This window comes from Wolbachia endosymbiont of Cylisticus convexus, from assembly GCF_003344345.1.
Window position 1 is genome coordinate 1 of record NZ_QPIP01000020.1, and the last position, 21,334, is coordinate 21,334.

The window sequence follows — 21,334 nt, forward strand, 5'->3', positions numbered from 1 at the left end:
GGAATCTACCGTCTTAAGCGTCAAGATAAAAACTATTGTTTTTTACCATGGCATTTAAACAAATAATGATTTTTCTCATGACAGCAACTAATGCAACTTTAGCGGCTTTGCCAGAAGCAACTAAGCGCTGATAAAGAGCTTTCATTTTCCTGTTATGACGCATTGCGACCACAGCAGACATGTATAATGCTTTTCGAGCATAAAACCTGCCACCTATGATTTGAGCTTTGCTTACCTTTCTTCCGCTTTCATTAGTTTTTGGTGCAACTCCAATTAGACAGGCTATTTCTTTATTATCTAATCTACCAAGCTCAGGTACTTCTATGAGTAGGATACTCGCAATTTTGCGTCCAATACCTTTATAGCTAGTTAGAAGTTTGCTTTTTTCCTTCAAACCAGGGTCAGAGTCTATTATGTCTTCTATGTCTTGCCTAACTTGCTCTAATTGTTTTTTGGCAAATTCTATCTGCTTTACTATATATTCTCTGGCTTTTCCTGTCACATTATGTAAACGACACATATTTGCGTGAACATCATCGCTTAGATTACGCTCAATTGCTCTTAGTTCTTTTAGTTCTTCTTGTTTTTGTGAAACTATACATTCTACTACCTCATCGTTTTTTGTGATAAATTCAGCATACTTTTCTAGCAATTTTGCATCTAATTTGTCTGTTTTTGCAAAATGGTTACAAGCTTTCGCAAACGCATATACCCGGTTTGGGTGAGCTCTATGCACAACTATACTATGTTCTTGTAACAATTTTACGACAAGTTTTTCATAACCGCCTGTTGATTCTACTACACATAATTCAACAAATACATTAACTATTTTTGACTTTATAAACTCAGATATAGCTTTTTCTGCATTTTCTATACGCTGATGTTTATTGTTGATTGAAATATCAAGTGTCTCTTTTGAAACATCAATACCCATAAAAACTGTTCTAGCCATTTTTGCACCTATAAATTATAATCAAATAACAATATAAATGATGTACAGGATTGTGATTCGATCTTTTAGATCCCCCTACCGTTCGTACTACATTTTTTAAGCAAGGAGTGTACTGAGATTCCTACGATTTCTATCAATCAATCCAATTGACAGTATCACTCCTTGCTCATTATAGCCTTGCGACTTTGATTTAATATACAATCCACGCTCTATCCTACTGAGCTATAGCCCCGTGTCTTCTACTATTTATGCAAAATTATAGCAAAAAGTCTCTAATCTTCCTAGTTCTTCTGTACAATTAATTCATAATAGTAAAAAATATTTCTGTATTTTTTGAGTGTAATACTGTTATATTTAATAACACGGTTCCAATTGAAAGATTAATGCTAGTTAACAATATTAGTTATTTTTATAATAATCAAGATGGCTTTGCTTTAAACGATATAAACATTAAGGTAAAGAAAGGAAGTATTGCCTGTTTACTAGGACATTCTGGCTGTGGCAAGTCAACAATTTTAAAATTAATCGCAGGAATAGAAAATCCAAAATATGGAACCATTATTATAAATGATAAATTAGTTGCAAGTAACAAAGTATCAATTGCTATAGAGCGTAGAAATATCGGATTGATCTTTCAGCATTCTGCATTATTTCCTCATAAAACAGTAATAGAGAATATAACTTTTGCTATTTGCAGTCCTTCTAAGAAAGAAAAATACTTTACTGCATTGGAAATCTTGAAGCTATTTAATATAGAAAAATATGAAAACATGTACCCTCATGCTTTATCAGGAGGACAGCAGCAATTAGTTGCAATAGCAAGAGTAATGGCACAAAATCCTGATGTTGTTTTGCTCGATGAACCATTTTCTAATTTAGATATACTGCTCAAATACCGAATAAGACAACATATATTGTCATTTTTTAGAAGTAAAAATATTCCTGTACTCATGGTAACTCATGACCCACAAGAAGCGTTGAAAGTTGCAGATTTTATTTATGTAATGAAAAACGGTAAAATTATTCAATCAGGAGTCCCCAGCTATATATATAATAGGCCTAAAGATGATACGTTAGCAAAGTTTTTTAGTGAGCTTCCTCTTACTCTACAGCTAAACGAAACCTAATCTCTTCAAGCTAATCTGAAGCTGTTATAAAATAGATCAAAAAATTTTGACCTATAATTAAATAAAGGTGATATAATTCATGTGTTACTTGGCTTCAGTCAGGTTTTAATATCTAAAAGTTAATATTTTCAATGGAGGTGAAAATGAGTTTAGGACCATGGCAATTGTTTTTAGTCTTAATAATAATCTTAGTTCTGTTTGGTGCAGGCAGACTACCGCAAGTTATGGGTGATTTAGGAAAAGGCATTAAAAACCTTAAACAAGAACTTAAGGATTCAGAGAAACTATCATCTAACGAGCCAGATCGTTAGCGTCTCCATACTCCGTAACACGCACTAAGGTGCGTGTTATTTGTTCAAAGTATCGCTATTTTCTACTTAATTCTTTCCTCTGGTTTTTCTAATACCGTTAAAATGCTTTATAGAAATTTTCGCAATCACTTTATATGACATACAAACAAGTTCTGTAGTGAAAAAAATGCAATCACTGTTATTAATAAATTTTTATGTGTATTACGTTGATAATGTAGAAATAAAGTTATTTAAATGTGAGGTATGAAAATGAGTAAAAATAACAATCAACAATACAAAAACTATTCTGAAGATTATAATGGTAAAATAGGTATTGACACTAATGGACAAAAGTTTCAATTAATCAAAAACAACTCAAATCCTGTATACAATTATGAAGTTCGTGATATGGATGGGAATCATATATATAACATTAGAGAACAATGTATACCAAAATTCTTTAATAAGATATATAAGCCTGCAGAGTCAAAGATTTTTGATAAAGCACCAGAAGCTATAGAGGAAGTATTACCAAAAGTATTTTCATTTCAAGATGAAGATATAAAATATAACATAAGGTATGACGACATGTCATCACAAGAGAAATTCCAAATTCAAAAGGACATTCATACTGCTTATGAAAATTTTAAAAAATTGTTTGATGTAAACAAACCTGAAACAACTTTAAATTTAGAAGTTAATGTTTTTAACAACAAGAATGATTACCAGAAATATAATGAATTAGCTGGCATTGACGCAGATAATGCTTATGGTGCAACTGATGGTAAAGCGATAGTAGTATACAAATTTGCCGGTATGGACTTTGTTTTAGGTCATGAGCTGGGCCATGTGTTCCAAAATGAGCTATTAACAAGTATGAAGAATTCATTAGACTCTGAATTAGTTGGAAATTTGATTGGGAGTCAAGTAGAAAAAGAAAACAAAAAAGATATAGATAGTGGAGAGATAAAAGAATATCAAACTGAAGAGTATGAAAATCCAGCTCATAACAAGGCATTAGAGCTTAGAGAAAGCAATGAAGATGATAAAAAAACAAATATAGTGGAGGAAGAGGAAACAGAAGGAGATAAACTATATAATAACAAAGAACTCTATAGAGAAAAAAGAGAAGTGCAAAAAGAAGCTGCTAAGCTAGATGAGAATACAGAAGAGAGTCAATCTACACAAACAAGTGAACCTGGTATATTTTCATCTCTTTTTAGAAATTTTATATCATGGGTGTTTGGTACAGGAGAAGAAAGTGAATCTATCGAATTGTCGCAGAATTCATTGTATTCTGATCAATTAAGTAATGACTTGGACGAAAGTCATTATTCTCAATCAGATACTAATAATATACTATAACTTTTTTAGGTAGTTTAACCCTTGCGTTATATACACGCAAGGGAAACCTGTTTGAACTTCATCTCCACCGACTGCAAGTATAATGATAAAATAAAGATGTGTATTGAAACAAAGCAATAATTGTGTTATGAATTATTTTTACTAAAAGGCAGCTGTGCAAAAAAGTGAGAAATTAATTAAAAGTAAAAAATTGGCTTCCGATATTCTAAAAGAGGTTGCAGATACTAATAACAATGCTAGTGATAAAGTAACATTGTTCGATATTAAGACAGCTTTGCATGAGCGCGGTTTTGGTATTTTAATAATCATCTTCTCCTTACCACTATCGGTGCCTATACCTGTTCCACCTGGCTACACAACTATTCTTTCTATACCTTTAATCTTATTTGCACTGCAGCTTCTATTTGGGTTTGATTCTCCTTGGATGCCTAATTGGCTAGAAAGAAAATCTTTTCAACGTTCAACACTAGCTCTTGTGGTAGAAAAAACTTCACCTGCATTAAAAAAAATAGAAAAGTTCATGAAACCAAGAATGTCTTTCATTTTTTACGGGCCTGGCGAAAAAATTTTAGCTTTTATAATGCTGCTTTGTGCATTATCAATAGCTCTTCCATTACCTCTTACTAACTTTATTCCCGCAATTGGCACAACTCTCATTTCACTGGGTATTATGAGCAAAGATGGACTTCTCTCTATACTGGGAGTCTTATTATCTTTATGTGGGCTATTACTTACTCTTGTTGTCATAGTCAAAGGACCACAACTTATAATCGGAGCATTTTCTTTTCTAAAAAGTTTTATATATGGTTAGGCTTTACAACACTTTAACAAAAAAAAAGAGTTCTTTATACCAATCAATCAAGATCATATAAAAATGTACGTTTGCGGACCAACAGTATATGACAAGGCCCATATAGGCAATGCACGTTCTATTGCTGTTTACGATGTGTTATTTCGACTGCTTAAATTTTATTATGGCAAAGTTACTTATGTGCGTAATATAACTGACATCGATGACAAAATAGTCAATGCAGCAAATGAGAAGAGTAGTAATATAGAAAGCATCAGCACATATTACACCAAGGCTTTTCATGAAGACATGAGAAGCATAAATTGTGCAGAACCAACATATGAGCCAAGAGCAACGGAAAACATAAATAACATTATCAAGTTAATTGAGTCTTTGCTGCAATCTGGTCATGCCTATGAATTCAATAAACATGTATATTTTAGTATAGAGTCTTATCCTGAATACGGTGCATTATCAGGAAAAAAAATTGATGAATTGGATCATGGCAGTAGAGTTGAAGTTGATGAAAGTAAAAGACATCCAGGAGATTTCGTACTGTGGAAACCTGCAAATGATACTGACTATAAACTTTCAAGTTACTGGAGTAGCCCATGGGGAGAGGGAAGACCGGGATGGCATATAGAATGTTCAGCAATGTCATATGCTTACCTTGGCAAAGATTTTGACATTCATGGCGGCGGTATAGACTTACAATTTCCTCATCATGAAAATGAAATCGCTCAGAGTAAGTCTGCATTTGCTGGATCAATTTTTGCGAAATATTGGATACATAACGGTTTTCTTACGGTAAATGAAGAGAAAATGAGCAAATCCTTACTTAATATAGTTAAAGTAAGGGATTTGCTAGATAGTGGAATAAAGGGTGAAGTAATACGTTATGCGCTGCTTAAAACTCACTACAGAAAACCACTTGATTGGACAGAAAATGTCATCTCTGAGTCGCAAGAAACTTTAAACAAGTTTTATCGATTATTACGTGGTACATGTGTTGAGGAAAGTAATGCGGAAGTCTCTAAAGATTTTATAGAGGCTTTAAAAAATGATTTAAATATTCCTGAAGCTTTGGCTACATTGCATGAAATGGCCACAGAGATCAACAAAACGAGTAATGAAAATGAGAGGCTAAAATTAACTGAAAGTTTTATCAAGACTGCACGATTTATTGGTCTTCTCGAATCAAGTTATCAAGAGTGGTTCACTGCTGGTGTGAGTCATCAAGAAATAGAAAGATTGATAGACTTAAGAAAAGTAGCAAAACAAAACAAAGATTATGATACTGCAGATAAAATAAGGGAGCAGTTGAAACAAATGGGGGTTACAATTTCTGACAATGAAGACGGTACAACGACTTGGTAAATTCATATGGAAAATTATCTGCTGTTGTTCACAGATAGACTAGTATCATCGCTTATCTTACCCATACATCAAGGTTTTGTACTTTACACTATGTTATGCTTTAGGTCACATTACAATCCACTACTTATATTACTTTTTGGAGTATTGGGATCCAGTCTTGGTGGAATAGCTAACTGGTATTTAGGTAGAATAACAATTTTTATCAGGAGATCATACCACAAATTAGAGAACGAAGATAAAACACCAAAAATCGTAAGGAATCTACTGATCTGTACAGTTGCATTATTTTCGTGGACACCAGCACTTGGAAGTGTGATTGAGATTTTATCCGGTTACTTCAAGTTAAACCTTTATATTCTTGTTCCCTTAATTATTTTATCTAACTTCCTCTGTTTGTTGTATCTAATATTTACCATTTAGCGTAGTGATCAACTCGCTTGTAAACATATAGCTTCCTAATAAACATTTAAGAATTATTGAACAATCGAAAACATAATCAATAGCACAACTCAGCATCCTCCTACTTTATATGTTAAATTAAGTCTTACAAAGTGGTAATATAAAAACGTATAGAAAAAGAGGAACCGTTTTCTCCTACCTTTTATTATTTAGTGCATATCAAATCTACAACAAACAAATTTCCTTCCGGTCATATCGAGCTAAGTTTCTTTTTCACACTACCTTTTAAAATGCTTTCATTAGTTTTTGTCATAATACGATCAAATACTCCTAATAATCTCTTAAGTAAGCTTGGAGTTAGCGAAGAGATAGGATTAACAGATACGTTATTGTTCTTATCATCACCACTTGCTTTGTAGTCTATTGAAATAATCCCCCTACTTTTCCCACCAGTCAGAAGTTTTCCGATTATAGGGATTTTCAACAAAGATTTGTTAATTGAGTATGCTGGTATTACTTGTCCTTCAACCTGGAATTTATAACTCTTAATATCGAGTGTACCGCTAGTGCTAATTCCTAATTCCGCTCCTTCGAGCCAAGTTTCCTCAATTTCGATAGTGCCATCTTTATATGAAAAAGGTGCGTTACACTTATAAAAATGCACACCTTCGTTCTTTATAGCATTTACAATGCCAGGAAGTGAGGACATTGATAATAAAGTAGTAAGTAGTGGAGCATCCTTGATATAGAAATTGCTGATAGATAACATACCATAATGTTCTCCATTTTCTCTCTTAGAAGATAGATAAAGAGATAATTTGCCGTCTTTAATTGATTTACCAATACCTAAAGAACGCAAAAGCATACCCGAATTATCCGAATATATTTCAAGCCCTATTTCACTATATTCTGCTAGTATATTACTGTTATCTTCCAAAAACTGTCCTATAAATTGACTTCCATTGCAATTACCTTTAGTGCAGGTTACATTCAGCTTAGCATTTTTGATCACAATGCCTTCTTTCATGATGACATTGTCAACATTCATATTAATTTCTACATCTTTGTTTAATCCATGATTGTTTTTGCCAAGCAAACCTAAAATATCACTTAAGTTGATTTCCTTGCCATAAATAGTTACGGCGTTTTTCTCTTTACCCAGCTCAATTTCTACATTAAAATCGTTGCCTGGCAATTCAAATTTGCTAGAACTTAAATACAAATTTCCATCCTCTACTTTTCCGTTGAACTTCATATCTAAGTCATTTCCTACAACGTCTAGTTTGTCTATTAATAACTCACTTACTCCTTTTAACTTTACAGAGAACAAAACTTTATTGTGATCTTCAAAGCGATTTTTCCACCCTAAATAACTTGAACGTGATTCAAGCTCTGATAAATCTATACTACCATTAATATATCCCGTTTTATCTTGATTTACCACTGATTCTATATTTACATTGATGTAGCCACTATCGAAATTAAGTATTTGAGCAGGTAAATCTCCGATTAAATTCCAGGCGAAACTTTCATTTTTGTTGCTACTTTTCAGGTCAAATAATAGCTGTGTGTTATTCACCATGCCGCTACCATTTAAATCTATAAAGTCACTACCAAAATCGAGCTTAATATCATATTTACCAAGACTTTCATTATAAGCGACCAAATTGTCAATTTCAGAATGAAATTTGGCCGAAAAATCTACCTTTTTGTCACTAGAGTTTAGATTAAAAATGCGAAAATTAAATACAGATTTTGCTATTCCATCTACCTCGTCCCTTGTAACCTTAATCATGTTGTCCAGCTTAAATCTTATAGGCTCATATAAACTATAAGCATCACTTACAGCTTGGCCATTAATGGTTAGAACTGAATCTTTCTTATCAAGAAAGTCCATTGCAATATTACCACCACCAATAGTGAAATTCTGAAATTTAGCGCTATTTACAGTAATTTTGAGACTGTTATTCTTGAAAGTGAGATCACCGTTTAATTCTTTTACTTGTTCAAAATCTTCATCAAATTTTACGCTGCCATTTTCTATATCAGCAACAATTAAAATGTCTGATAGATTGCCATTAATTAAGCTGTTGATTTTACCGTTAAAACTTATAATTGTATTTACAATATTTCCATCAATACTATCGCAATACCATTTTTTAAACTTATCATTTACTATACCATCTGGCACATAAGTACATAAATCTTTTGCAACAAGTCTACTAATGTTAACTCTAAACAAAGTATGATTTGCATTAAAGTTCATTTTGCCCATTAAAGAGAGATACGTGCCGTTTAAGTTAAAATGAAAGTTTTTTACACTAATTACTCCATTACTATATGTCAGATTTACATTTACATTAGTTATAGCTAAGTTTTTATTCTGATGATTATCTGTGTTTAATATGTATATGTTCCCATCTACAACTTCATCCTTTCCATTAATTTTCATTGAAAAGCTTCCTTTGAAGCCTACATCTTTGTCTAAGTTTTGAACTAATGTGGAAAACTTGCTAAATAGTTTCAGTTTTAGGTTATAAAATCCCCCATACACATTCAATAAATTATTGCGATTTTTTATCGTAATAGATAAATCATCTAGAAATCCCTTTTCACCTTTTGTATAAACACGAATGTCTGAAATATTAAAATCTTCTCTTTTCCCGATATACAATTTATCAATAAAAAATTCATCTTCTGTGTTTTCGTTGACAGCAATGTTAGTGATTTCAATTCTTGAGTCTGCATTTAAGTCAAAAAAGAATTTCCTTATTGTTTTTACTGAGTTTTGCAGATTGAAGTTTACTGCTTTAAAGTCAGCTTTTTTCTGATTGATACATACATGCACATTATCAGCTGAAACTTGAGAGAAATTTATGCTAGTTTTAAATAGAGAACTTAACTTAAAATGTGCGGAAAGCTCAGGTATTTTTATAGTAAAATCAGGATTTGTTATTTTTAAATCTGTAATGACTAGTTTGCCATCTTTCTGCCAAATAACCGAGGTACTCTCCATGTTGACATCCGAATTGGCAAATATTTTCGATATTTTTTTCTTTATGTAAAAATTAATATAACTAATATTAATTTTCAAAGTATCCTCACCTTTAAAAAAGATAAAGAAGCAAAATATAAATAATAAAATTATAGAAAATGATATAGTAATTTTTTTAAGCATCGATTATTGCTTTTCTTGCTAAACTGTCGGCCTCCTCGTTATATTTATCACCATTATGCGCTTTCACCCACTTCCAGTTAATCTCGTGTTGCAAAGCAACATTGTCCAATTTTTTCCATAATTCAATATTTTTTACTGACTTCTTATTACTTGTCTTCCAACCGTTCATTTTCCACTTATTTATCCACTCTGTTATACCATATTTAACATAGAGGCTATCCGTATACAAACTGATATTACAAGGAAATTTTAATACCTTCAGTCCATTGATCACCGCTGTTAACTCCATTTTATTATTTGTAGTATTTTCTTCTCTACCATAAATATCCTTTCTATGATTTTGAAACAATATGATCGCTGCCCACCCTCCTGTCCCTGGGTTACCAGAACATGCTCCATCTGTGTATATTGTCACTTCCTTTTTATTCATCTTTAACTGTAATGAATTAATAAAGTATAACGTTGCTTCTATAAAATCACAATTTTTATAGATATAGAGGCAATTTAAGCCTAACCTTTAAATTTTATTGTAGAAACAAAAAAAAGTGCTACAACGAGCATTATTAGAAGAGAAAGTAAAAGATAGTTTTTGTGTTCTTTCATAATCAAAATAAGTCAATAGAACAAAAAATAATACTAGCAAACAGAAAAAATAGATAAGAAATTGAGTAAGAAAACATTTTTTTCTGCGAGCTATGACTTTTAAGCCTTATAACGGATGCAGCAAACCAAATAAAAACACAACCTTCAATAATTGCCATACTTAGGTAAATCAGGGTCTTTTTCAAAAATAATGCTGGAAATAAGCTAATTAATACCAGCAACACGCTGTAGATTAATATATACTTTCTTGTTTTTTCCGGGCCATGAATAACATTAAACATTGGAATCGATGCTTTTGCATAATCCTCAGATCTATTTAAAGATAGAGCCCAAAAATGTGGTGGAGTCCACATAAAAATTATTAAAAATAAAATGAAACTTTCCCAACTTACAGAGTTAGTCACAACTGCCCAACCTATCATTGGAGGAAAAGCACCTGCTGCACCACCGATAACAATATTTTGTGAAGTGCGCCTTTTGAGCCAAACTGTATACACAAAAACATAAAATAATATGCTAATTGCAAGCAGAGTAGCAGAAACATAGTTCACTGCTATTGCCATGATAAATACTGACAATATCCCAAGAGTTATACCAAACTCAAGCGCGCTTTCTGCAGAAACTCTACCTGAAGGTATAGGGCGATTTTTTGTTCTCTCCATAAGTAAGTCTATGTCTCTGTCATACCACATATTTATCGCACCTGCAGACCCTGAGCCAAGAGCAATGCATATCAGAGATATTAGTATAAGAAAAGGATGAATGCTACCTGGCGCAGCAACAATTCCAGCAACTGCAGTAAATACTACAAGGTACATTATCCTTGGCTTCAGCAAATGCCAAAAGTCCAATATTGTAGATTCAACGCTTAACAAAGCACTTATGTACACTTTATTTTACCACTGGTGGCTTTTCGAAAGTATGAAAAGGTGGTGGTGAAGATACCGTCCATTCCAAGGTATCACCTCCCCAAGGATTATTTCCAGTTTTTTTGCCCCATTTAAAGAGATGTATAACTATAAATATAAAAAACATAACTGAAACAAAGGACATATATGAGCCAATTGAGGATATATAATTCCAAGGAATAAACGCATCAGGATAATCTGGTATACGCCTTGGCATACCAGCTAAACCAAGAAAATGCTGAGGTAAAAAGGTAATGTTAGTGCTAATGAAAGTGAGCCAAAAATGGATTTGACCTAAGCGCTCATCATATTGTTTACCTGACATTTTGCCTATCCAATAATAAAAGCCAGCGAAGGTTCCGAATAAGGCAGCCAGTGACATAACATAATGGAAGTGAGCAACAACATAATAGGTATCGTGCAAAAGCTTATCTATTCCACCATGAGAAAGAATTATTCCGGTTATACCACCTCCAACAAACATGAAAATAAAACCTAATGCAAATAGCATTGGTGTCTTAAATTCAATCGCCCCACCCCACATAGTTGCAATCCAACTAAAGACTTTTACACCAGTTATAACACCAATGAAAATTGTGCTGGTGCTAAAAAATATAGCAGCATCTTCGCTAAGCCCAACAGTAAACATATGATGAGCCCAAACCATGAAGCCAAACGCTGCTATGCCTATCATTGCATAAACCATTCCTTTATAGCCAAATACTGGCCTATGGGAAAAAGTTGATACGACTTGGCTTATGATGCCAAATGCAGGAAAAATAATTATGTAAACTTCTGGATGACCAAAAAACCAAAACAGATGTTGAAATAACACAGGATCACCGCCACCAGCAGGATCAAAAAAAGAAGTACCTATATTACGATCAGTGAGCAGCATAGTTATAGCACCAGCAAGTACCGGTAAGGCAACAATTAACATAAATGACGTTAGTAAAACAGACCAAACAAATAGTGGCATCTTAGTGAGTGACATGCCTTTTGCACGCATATTGAATATAGTGACTATAAAGTTGATCGCCCCAACAATTGATGACATACCAGCAACATGAAGTGCAAGTATAGCAAGATCAACTCCTGCACTTGGGTGAGACATAATTTGCGACAAAGGTGGATATAAAGTCCATCCTGTTCCAGGACCTTCACCTGCAAATACCGAGAGGATGAGCAAAATAAAAGATGACACTAACAACCAAAAACTTAAATTATTCATACGAGGAAATGCCATGTCTGGCGCACCAATCATGAGAGGCACAAACCAATTACCAAATCCTCCCATTAGAGCTGGCATTATCATAAAAAACACCATTATTACTGCATGTCCTGTAACCATCACGTTATATAATTGATAGTTACTGTTAAGTATATTAATGTGCATTAGTTGAGTACGAATAATCACTGATAATAATCCACCAATAATTCCAGCTAATATGGAGAAAACAATGTACAGTGTTCCTATGTCTTTATGGTTAGTAGAAAATAGCCAACGTCTTATACCTTCTGGTGCATCACTCATATTTATACTCCAAATTTAACTCACTAATTTTTTATTTTCGATCCACTTATTAAAATCCTCTTTACTCACTGCCTCAACAACAATTGGCATAAAACCATGGCCTGGACCACACAATTCATAACATTGCCCATAATAAATACCGGGCTTTGTAACATTAAACCATGCTTCATTTAGCCTACCTGGTATTGCATCAATTTTTACACCAAAAGCCGGTACTCCCCAGCTATGTATTACATCTCCTGCTGTCACTTGCAAACGAACGTTAGTATTGACAGGTAAAACAACGTTATTATCAACAGAGAATAGTTTCAAATCCCCTTCGATAAAGTCGTCTTTTCCTTTAATATAGCTGTCAAATGAAACACCTTGATATTCTGGGTACTGATAACTCCAATACCATTGATGACCAATAACTTTCAGTGTGATGTCAGCCTTTGGCACTTTCTCCTGTAGTTTAATTAATTCAGCATTTTTAAAAGCCAATACTCCAACAATAATCGTTGGTATAACAAACCAGACAATTTCTAAAAAGATATTATGACTCGTTTTACTTACATTTTTCACTTTACTCTTACGAAAACGAAATACTACATAAGCAAGCAGTGTCCATACAAAAAGCATGATTGCAATCATTACACTCATCACAAACGAATGTGACTTAACTACAACCTCCATTATCTCAGTTGCAGGTGTAGGAAATCCAAATTGCCAAGAAGTAGGAGCAGAAGCAGCTGATATGTTTGAGTAAAACATTATCAATAATGCAAATAACTTCACCATATTTTTTGCTGTAAAACTAACTATATAATAGTATACATAAACTTACTATGCAAATAGAGATTAATGATGATTAATGTTTTTTTAGCATTTAATAAGTATAATAATACAATACTAACTTGAGGGAAAAAGCATTTACATGAATCTATTTTAAGTTAAAATATTATAATATTTTTGGTTAAGTATTTACTTTAAGGAAATTCTATAATAAGTTTAATAGTGTCTGTTACTGCTAATAACCCTCTAGCCTCACACCTAAAAGCAGTAACAGACACTATTAAACTTTATGGCAAATTTACTTGTTTATAATTTATTGAGATAAAAACCTTAATAACCCCTTTTAATAACATTATTCCTTAGTTATATTATATACTTGAGCTTACTAACTAACCTTTAATACTCACGTTAGCATCTACATCTTGAACCAAAGTTTTACATATTATAGAAAATAACTGTAAAAGAATACACTACTTGTATATAAATTTTTTTTTGCATATTAAACTGTGTAAGCAAACTTTTTAGAAAAGCCAAATAAACTATCTCTCTATGAAAGACTTGTCGACTGTTGCAAGTATAGGCGTAAACAAGAATGATAAAAGAGTACGGGATTGAGTAACTATGTACACTTCTGCTGGCATACCAGGATATAGGTATACGTTTTTAAACTGAGCAAGCTCTGACTTTGGTATCACTACACGCACTGAATAATAACGCCCTAGTCTTGGATCATCAAGAGCGTCAGGAGAAATATGGCTTACTATACCATTAATTAGACTTAAACGACGTGCACTGTAAGCACTTAACCGGACTTTAACCTTTAGCCCTTCTAGCCCGTCAATAGAGACTATGTTGCTATCTTTCTTTTGTGCCGACAGTATCTCTTCTATGTTTCTAGTTTGAATTTTAGCATCTATTATCAGGTCATCATCCGATGGCACTACGCTCATGATTGGAACTCCAGATTGTATAACACCACCTTCAGTGTGGTATCTTATATCTGTGACTATCCCATCTTGAGGCGATTTAATTGTTGTACGCGCTAATGAATCTTCAGCAACCATCAGCCTCTCTTTCAAGTCTGCAATAGATGTGCTAACTTCCTTAAGTTCAGCGTTCGCTCTTTCTTGAGAATCATTTCTCACGTTTATAATTTCTAATTCGTTCTCTCCAATTTTTTGCTGCACTTGAGATATTGCAGCACGGTAATGCCCAACTCTGCCCTCAATTTCAGCAAACTGCTTTTCTAAAGCCAAAATGTGCGGTTTGCCTATATGGCCACTATCAAGTAATTGCCTTTTTGTTTCCAATTCTTCAGTTATTAAGTCATATTGTTTGTGAGCCGCATTAAGCTGAGAGTTTAACCCTGCCAATTCGTCATTTAACTGCTTTATACGCTGTTGTAATATATCTGTTTTTCCTAATATGCTCTTTCTCTGAGAGTTGAATAACTTCACTTGATTTCTTATCACTTTATTTACAAGCTCATCGTCAGATAATCTTTTAACCTCATCAGAAAATTCGAGTGTGTCCAAATCTACTCTGATTGCAAGAAGCCTTGCCTCGGTTGCCAAAAATGATAAAAGCTTTTCTTTGATAATACTTAAATTCGCCTTCTCGTTAACATCGCTTAATAAAACTAAAGGCTCATCTTTTTTAACTGCTTGGCCCTCTTTTACTAAAATTTTGCTTATTATTCCTCCACCCAAGTGTTGAACTATTTTCCTATTTGAAGATACAATAACTTCTCCACTTGCATGCACTGCCCCGTCAATTGGAGCTATAGCCGACCAAATACCACCTACTCCAAAAAAGATGAGTATCACTACTAAACCAAAAAATAGTGGCCCCCATGTGACTTTCAGTACTTCATTTACGTTATTACTTTCGCGTTTAAAAATAAAATTTACTATTGCATCGATCCATGCAAACGTCTTATCCAAAAATTTTGGATATTTCTTCTTTCTATTTCCTGCTCCTTGCATATCTATATCATCATTGCCAATCAGGCCTGTCAAAGAAAATCCAGCACTAAGCTTTTTTAACTTACTCATTATAGTACTACTGTGAATTCTTGTTAATCAGGATAACACACAAAAACAAAGAATCTATAACTTAAGCACTTTACTCAGACTATGGAACATCAGAATAAACTATTTAGTAACAATTTTTTAGCGTTTGAGCTCTTATTAAGCTAGCACACGCTAGACTAGTAAACATAAAGAAACAATCAAAACGGTTTTACAACAACCATAATAACTATAATCATTATTAACACTGTTACCGCTTCGTTTAAAACACGGAAATAAACGTGAGTTTTTTTATTTGACCCCATTACAAAATTTTTCCTATGTTTTGCAAGTAGACCATGGATAACAAACATAAAGAATAATGCTAGTGCTTTTACATGAAACCACCCTTCGCGGTATGCTTCTCTAATAATCATTAGCATAATTCCAAAACTAAGCGAGAAAAGCATTGCAGGATTTATGATATATCTAAGTAGTCTCTTCTCCATTATTTGAAGCAAACTATCATTTTCTGATTCTCGCTTTACAGTTGCATGATAGACATATAGTCTAGGCAAATAGAGCATACCTGCCATCCACATAATTACAGAGATAACGTGAAAAGCTTCAATCCAGTGATAGTAGTCCATATAGATAGTATTACAAAATGTTAAAAATTCCTGGTATAATCTCAGTTTAATAAAAGAAAGTCAATATGAAAGCAGGAAATTTCACTAAAGAGCAAGTGATTGGGTTTTACAGAAAAGTGCTGCTCATACGCAAATTTGAGGAAAAAGCAGGACAATTATATGGAATGGGATTAATAGGCGGGTTCTGTCACCTATCAATAGGGCAAGAAGCAGTTGCAGTTGGGACTCAAGCTGCATCAAAGTCTGGTGATGTTTTTATTACAAGCTATAGAGACCATGGTTTAATGCTCGCATGTGATTCTGATCCGAATGTTGTGATGGCAGAGCTTACCGGCAAAGAAACGGGATGTTCAAAAGGTAAAGGTGGCTCTATGCACATATTTGATGTTGAAAAAAAATTCTTCGGCGGACACGGAATAGTAGGAGCGCAAGTTCCAATTGGCACAGGAATAGCATTTGCTAATAAATATAAGAAAAAAGATAACGTGGTATTCACGTATTTTGGTGACGGTGCTGCAAATCAAGGACAAGTATATGAATCATTTAATATGGCAGCTTTATGGAAATTACCTGTAATTTACATCATAGAAAATAATGAATATGCAATGGGAACTTCTGTGCAAAGATCAACTTTAGTAACAGAGTTATATAAAAGAGGAGAAAGTTTTGGTATTCCTGGAAAACAAGTTGATGGAATGGATTTTTTCTCTGTTTATGCGGCTACAAGCGAAGCAGTTGAATACACACGCAGCGGAAAAGGGCCTATCCTGCTTGAAATGAAGACATATCGATATCGTGGCCATTCAATGTCAGACCCTGCTACTTATCGCTTAAAAGAAGAAGTTGAAGATATGAAGCAAAATCATGACCCTATAAGCACTTTAAAGAAGTACATGATAAATAATAAATTTGCTTCAGAAGAAGAATGCAAAGCCATTGATAAGGAAATACGAGATTTAGTGAAAAAGTCAGAAGATTTTGCTAAAAATAGTAAAGAGCCAGGCATTGATGAGCTATATACTGATGTTTATAAATTTGTTAGCTAATCAGTTGCCATCAAAATTATGTTTTAGCCTACTATAGATAGTTTTGGCTGCGTATAACTCTATTATAACAACCCTAGCCAATAGAAACTGTAAAGTAATTTTTGTATTCTTGATATACACTGCTCTTAAATCATAGGTTAAATGAGTTTTATTTTGACTTTTTGTGCCATTTTGCAGAATATAGAGGTTATTAGTTGAATAAAATACATGACAAAAGAGAACTGGGAAACAGTAATTGGACTTGAGGTGCATGCTCAAGTTTCTTCTAAGACAAAGCTATTTTCTAGTTCACTAACGGAATTTGGTGCTGAGCACAATACCCAAGTTTCTCTAGTTGATGCAGCAATGCCAGGTACATTGCCAATGTTAAATTATTTCTGCATAGAGCAAGCAATATGCACCGGTCTTGCACTTTCTGCAGAAATTAATAAATTCTCTTACTTTGATCGGAAAAATTATTTTTATCCCGATTTACCACAAGGTTATCAAATAACCCAGTTCTTTGAGCCAATAGTTAAAAACGGCAAAGTGTTTATCAATAATAATGAAAAAGAAATAAGAATCGCAAGAATTCACTTAGAGCAAGATGCAGGTAAGAGCATTCATGAAGAAAGCAAAACTTACGTGGATTTAAATCGTGCAGGGGTTGCTTTAATGGAAATTGTTTCAGAGCCGGATCTACGATCATCTGCAGAAGTCGCAGAATTCATGAAAAAATTGAGACAGATTTTACGTTACATCGGTTCATGTGATGGTGATATGGAAAAGGGATCACTTCGCTGTGATGCAAATATTTCTGTTCGTCCAAAGGGTAGTAGCGCATTTGGCACCCGCTGTGAAATAAAAAACTTAAATTCAATACGCTATATTGTACAAGCTATAGATTATGAAACACAAAGGCAGATCAAAATTTTAGAAAGCGGAGGAGAAATAAGTCAAGATACCTTACTGTTTGATGTCACTTTAGGAAAAACAAAAGTGATGAGAAGCAAAGAAGATTCAAATGACTACAGATATTTCCCTGAACCTGATTTGCTACCTGTTGAAATAAGCCAAGACAAAATTGATTCTATTAAATCATCTTTGCCTGAGTTGCCAGATCAAAAAAAACTGCGATACATTGAGAAATTAGGTATCAATGAATACGATGCAGACGTTATCACTTCTGATAAAGAAATTGCTGATTATTTTGAAAAATTGGTAAAAAAGCACAATTCAAAGATTGCAGTTACCTGGTTAACCGTCGAGCTTTTCGGTCGTTTAAACAAAGCAAATACTGATATTGTCAGCTCCCCAATTAAAGCAGCTGCCTTATCTGGGCTCCTCGATTTTATCGTTGATGGAACGATCTCTGCTAAACTTGGCAAACAAGTTTTTGATATTATGTTTGAAACTGGAAAGCCTGCATCCCTTATTATAGCAGAGCAGGATCTCAAGCAAATAACTGACAAATGTCAAATTTCAGAAGTAATTGATAAAATCATCAATGACAACCAAAGTAAAGTTCAAGAATATAAGAGCGGTAAAACAAAATTGTATGGTTTTTTTGTTGGTGAAGCCATGAAATCCACTAATGGAAAAGCCAGCCCTGATGTTGTGAATTCAGTTTTGAGTGAAAGATTAAGTAATTAGTCACATTTTTCTATTCGCATCGGTAGTACATCTTGTAGATATTCTCAGATCTATTCTATGATATATGTGTGTAATAACATAAAAGAAACCCTGTTAGCCAGTTATTCACTATCTATTTTTTAAATTGGCGTTTTTTATTGTCTTAAATGCTTTAACAAGTGCATTTTAGCTTAACCTTCATAATAAGGAAGTAGCCTATACATTTAGATCTGTTTCCCCTGCTGTAACAACAGCCTATTTTCCTTGAAACTAAAATAGCTACTGAATGTAATAATAATGTGATCTATTAATTCTATCCCTACATTTTTGCAAGCTTCTGCTAATTGTTTGGTGAGAGAAATATCGTTGCTTGAAGGCTGTGCATCTCCGCTTGGGTGATTGTGGGATATTACAATGGACGTTGAGCCAATCAAAAGTGCACGTTTTATGATCTCTCTAACATAAAGAGGAGTTTGATCTACTGTACCAAAGTTTTGCAGATCTTCCCCTATTAGATGATATTTTTTATTCATGTAGATAACGCGAAAATTTTCTTTATTGAGGCTTCCTATACTTACTTTTAAATAATCAAGGAGTTTTTTCCAATTGTTGATTATAGGTAGGTCCTTTATTTCTTCTCGTGCAGAGCGAACAAAAGCCTGTTTTACACAAAAGATAGCCGATATAGCTGCATTATTAACTCCTTCAATATTCTGCAGTGCTTCTAAATCGGCATTAAAAACTTTATTCAAACTGCCAAAATTTTCTATCAAACTCTTTGCCACTGGCTTTACATCAATTCTACTGTATGCTGAGTATAAAATGTGTTCTAAAACCTCATAATCAAGCAACGATTGTCCATTATCTGAAATGATTCTCTCTCTTAAGCGCTTTCTATGCCCTTTTTTGTAATCTTTCATTATTTATAATAAGAAATAAAGATGCTGGACCCAAAATTTACACCATTATCTTTAGATTCGGCATGTCTGGTAACTTGAAATGTTTTAATTATATAGAATGAAGTGCATTAAAAGTCAATCAAAGATCTTTAAAGACATGATATAAATATATATTGCAGAATTGGATGGTTAAGTATATATGACATAGAATATTTAAATGTTTATTAGGTATGGTTAAAAACCAAGATAAAAAAGTAATTAATACAGTATCTAAGTTTGGCTTAGGAGTTACTATAGCGTTAATGACAATAGTAGTAACAACAACAGCAGCTATTGAGCCATTAGTGGATAAGCGCTATTATTGGTTGGTAGAAGTCATAGTCCTATCCCCCTTGTTTGAGTTGGGAGTGTTAAATAAACCATAGGCGTCAAGTTAAGAAGAAGTGAGATAAAGTTGGTGTAAAGAAAAGAAAAAGAAGATATAAGTTCTCTTAAATTTAACAAAGAAAAGGGAGAACTTATACAATGAAAAGAATAGTTTGCATCTCAAAAAAGCTCAAAGAATTTTTTAATGAAAAAGCAGATAAAATCTCAGCTACAACAGGGTTCATAAAAAGAAAGAGAAAGCTAAAAGGCTCGTCGTTCGTAAAAGCCATCGTTTTGGGTAATATAGGGGTTGATAATTGTAGTATAGAGACAGTGTGTCAATTATTAAATGAAGACTCGATAAATATAACAAAACAAGGTCTGGACTTTAGATTTACTAAGGAAGCAGTGGAATTCATGAAAAGAATGTATAATGAATCTTTAACGTTACTTAAAAATACCTTACAAGTTGATTGCAGAATCTTGAAGCACTTTGGAGGTGTTAAGGTATTAGACAGCAGCTATATTAGCTTACCTAACAGTATGGAAGACATGTATAAAGGTTATAGCTACAGTGGTTATGAAAGCAATACTAAGTCTGGAATAAAGTTACAATTAGTTTTTGACTACCTAAACCAGACATTAGACCAGCTTAATATAACTGAAGGAATAAGGTCAGATCAGGGTTATAGAAGCCATTTAAGCAATATATCGAGCAACGATTTACTAATATCTGATTTGGGTTATTTTGTGCCAAGTTCTTTTAAACAAATCAATGAAATAGGAGCTTATTTCATAAGTCGTTATAAATCCGATACCAACATATATGATATAGAGACAGGTCAAAAAATAGATTTACTAGAACATTTGGAAGATCGATCTTTTCTAGAACAGGAGGTATTGTTAGAAAAAGAAACAAAGGTTAAAGTGAGAATTATATGTAAAAAACTAACTGAAGAACAAGCTATGGTTAGAAGAAGAAAGGCTAATAAGTTAGCAAGATCACATGGATACATATCTTCTCAAAGGAACCAAAAGTTACTAAATTGGTCGATATTTATAACTAATGTTCCAAAAAGTAAGATTAATGCTGAGCAAATACTAGTAGTTTACCGAATAAGATGGCAAATTGAATTATTGTTCAAATTATATAAGAGTAATATAAGGCTTGATAAGCTGAGAGGAAAGCCATACAGAGTATTATGTGAGCTATATGCCAAATTGTGTGCAATTCTTATATTTCATGGAATAGTGGGTTGCACAGAACTGAAAAAAAATACGGAGCTTAGCTTAACAAAGGCATTTATTGAGCTAAAAAGACGGGTTAGAGAGTTATTTTTAGCACTAAATAATAAAATTAAAGGCTTAAATATTTTTCTCAAAAAGCTTACCATAACTTGGTCGCAATTTTCATTAAAAGACAAGTACAGAAAAACTAGGGTATCCACCTTAACTT

The 21,334-nt window shown here is 33.3% G+C and carries 18 protein-coding genes and 1 pseudogene; 10 read left to right on the forward strand and 9 right to left on the reverse strand.

What is annotated here, in order from left to right:
• Positions 1 to 13: 13 nt before the first annotated feature.
• Positions 14 to 952, reverse strand: coding sequence for an IS110 family RNA-guided transposase (locus Wcon_RS03430; RefSeq protein WP_114516788.1), 939 nt, complete (start codon positions 950 to 952; stop codon positions 14 to 16).
• 383 nt (positions 953 to 1,335) lie between these two features.
• Here Wcon_RS03430 and Wcon_RS03435 point away from each other — a divergent pair, with 383 nt between their 5' ends.
• From Wcon_RS03435 to Wcon_RS12770, 6 genes and pseudogenes are all read left to right on the forward strand, one after another.
• Complete coding sequence (locus Wcon_RS03435) at positions 1,336 to 2,079, forward strand: ABC transporter ATP-binding protein (RefSeq protein WP_047758943.1); 744 nt, start codon at positions 1,336 to 1,338, stop codon at positions 2,077 to 2,079.
• Positions 2,080 to 2,222: 143 nt separating this feature from the next.
• A complete protein-coding gene (tatA, locus tag Wcon_RS03440) occupies positions 2,223 to 2,390 on the forward strand; it encodes a twin-arginine translocase TatA (protein WP_006013840.1) in 168 nt (55 codons plus the stop codon).
• 249 nt (positions 2,391 to 2,639) lie between these two features.
• A complete protein-coding gene (locus Wcon_RS03445; protein WP_114517225.1) occupies positions 2,640 to 3,734 on the forward strand; it encodes a hypothetical protein in 1,095 nt (364 codons plus the stop codon).
• A 154-nt stretch (positions 3,735 to 3,888) separates the two neighbouring features.
• Positions 3,889 to 4,545 carry an exopolysaccharide biosynthesis protein gene (locus Wcon_RS03450; protein ID WP_047758945.1) on the forward strand — a complete coding sequence of 219 codons (657 nt, stop codon included), beginning with the start codon at positions 3,889 to 3,891 and terminating at the stop codon, positions 4,543 to 4,545.
• Positions 4,538 to 5,901 (forward strand): annotated as a pseudogene (cysS, locus tag Wcon_RS03455) (cysteine--tRNA ligase). Before Wcon_RS03450 ends, cysS begins: the two are co-directional and overlap by 8 nt.
• Before the next feature lie 6 nt (positions 5,902 to 5,907).
• A complete protein-coding gene (locus Wcon_RS12770; protein WP_114517227.1) occupies positions 5,908 to 6,321 on the forward strand; it encodes a YqaA family protein in 414 nt (137 codons plus the stop codon).
• 229 nt (positions 6,322 to 6,550) lie between these two features.
• Here the strand turns inward: Wcon_RS12770 and Wcon_RS03465 are convergent, their stop codons facing one another.
• The 7 genes from Wcon_RS03465 to hemJ form a co-directional block, all read right to left on the reverse strand.
• Positions 6,551 to 9,478 carry a YhdP family protein gene (locus Wcon_RS03465; protein ID WP_114517228.1) on the reverse strand — a complete coding sequence of 976 codons (2,928 nt, stop codon included), beginning with the start codon at positions 9,476 to 9,478 and terminating at the stop codon, positions 6,551 to 6,553.
• On the reverse strand, positions 9,471 to 9,908 hold the full coding sequence (gene rnhA / locus Wcon_RS03470; protein ID WP_114517229.1) for a ribonuclease HI: 438 nt from the start codon (positions 9,906 to 9,908) through the stop codon (positions 9,471 to 9,473). The genes Wcon_RS03465 and rnhA overlap by 8 nt, the downstream gene beginning before the upstream one ends.
• Positions 9,909 to 10,083: 175 nt before the next feature.
• A complete protein-coding gene (locus tag Wcon_RS03475) occupies positions 10,084 to 10,971 on the reverse strand; it encodes a heme o synthase (RefSeq protein WP_114517230.1) in 888 nt (295 codons plus the stop codon).
• Position 10,972: 1 nt separating this feature from the next.
• The gene (ctaD, locus tag Wcon_RS03480; RefSeq protein WP_114517231.1) at positions 10,973 to 12,523 is read right to left on the reverse strand and encodes a cytochrome c oxidase subunit I; all 1,551 of its coding nucleotides are present in this window, start codon (positions 12,521 to 12,523) and stop codon (positions 10,973 to 10,975) included.
• 15 nt (positions 12,524 to 12,538) lie between these two features.
• Positions 12,539 to 13,303 carry a cytochrome c oxidase subunit II gene (gene coxB / locus Wcon_RS03485; protein ID WP_114517232.1) on the reverse strand — a complete coding sequence of 255 codons (765 nt, stop codon included), beginning with the start codon at positions 13,301 to 13,303 and terminating at the stop codon, positions 12,539 to 12,541.
• Positions 13,304 to 13,836: 533 nt separating this feature from the next.
• Complete coding sequence (locus Wcon_RS03490) at positions 13,837 to 15,351, reverse strand: HlyD family type I secretion periplasmic adaptor subunit (RefSeq protein WP_114517233.1); 1,515 nt, start codon at positions 15,349 to 15,351, stop codon at positions 13,837 to 13,839.
• Between the two features lie 176 nt (positions 15,352 to 15,527).
• Positions 15,528 to 15,956 carry a protoporphyrinogen oxidase HemJ gene (gene hemJ, locus Wcon_RS03495; RefSeq protein WP_114517234.1) on the reverse strand — a complete coding sequence of 143 codons (429 nt, stop codon included), beginning with the start codon at positions 15,954 to 15,956 and terminating at the stop codon, positions 15,528 to 15,530.
• A gap of 65 nt (positions 15,957 to 16,021) precedes the next feature.
• Between hemJ and pdhA the strand changes: the two genes are divergently transcribed.
• Together pdhA and gatB are read left to right on the forward strand one after the other, a co-directional pair.
• Positions 16,022 to 17,002: a pyruvate dehydrogenase (acetyl-transferring) E1 component subunit alpha gene (gene pdhA / locus Wcon_RS03500; RefSeq protein ID WP_114517235.1), complete on the forward strand. Its 981-nt coding sequence runs from the start codon at positions 16,022 to 16,024 to the stop codon at positions 17,000 to 17,002.
• A 207-nt stretch (positions 17,003 to 17,209) separates the two neighbouring features.
• Positions 17,210 to 18,634: an Asp-tRNA(Asn)/Glu-tRNA(Gln) amidotransferase subunit GatB gene (gatB, locus tag Wcon_RS03505; protein ID WP_114517236.1), complete on the forward strand. Its 1,425-nt coding sequence runs from the start codon at positions 17,210 to 17,212 to the stop codon at positions 18,632 to 18,634.
• Between the two features lie 203 nt (positions 18,635 to 18,837).
• On the opposite strand, the gene radC is transcribed toward gatB, so the two are convergent.
• Positions 18,838 to 19,533, reverse strand: coding sequence for a RadC family protein (gene radC / locus Wcon_RS03510; RefSeq protein ID WP_114517237.1), 696 nt, complete (start codon positions 19,531 to 19,533; stop codon positions 18,838 to 18,840).
• Between the two features lie 209 nt (positions 19,534 to 19,742).
• Here radC and Wcon_RS03515 point away from each other — a divergent pair, with 209 nt between their 5' ends.
• Together Wcon_RS03515 and Wcon_RS03520 are read left to right on the forward strand one after the other, a co-directional pair.
• The gene (locus Wcon_RS03515) at positions 19,743 to 19,937 is read left to right on the forward strand and encodes a hypothetical protein (RefSeq protein ID WP_114517238.1); all 195 of its coding nucleotides are present in this window, start codon (positions 19,743 to 19,745) and stop codon (positions 19,935 to 19,937) included.
• A gap of 100 nt (positions 19,938 to 20,037) precedes the next feature.
• The coding region (locus Wcon_RS03520; protein ID WP_114517239.1) for an IS4 family transposase at positions 20,038 to 21,334 on the forward strand (1,297 nt) is incomplete at its 3' end.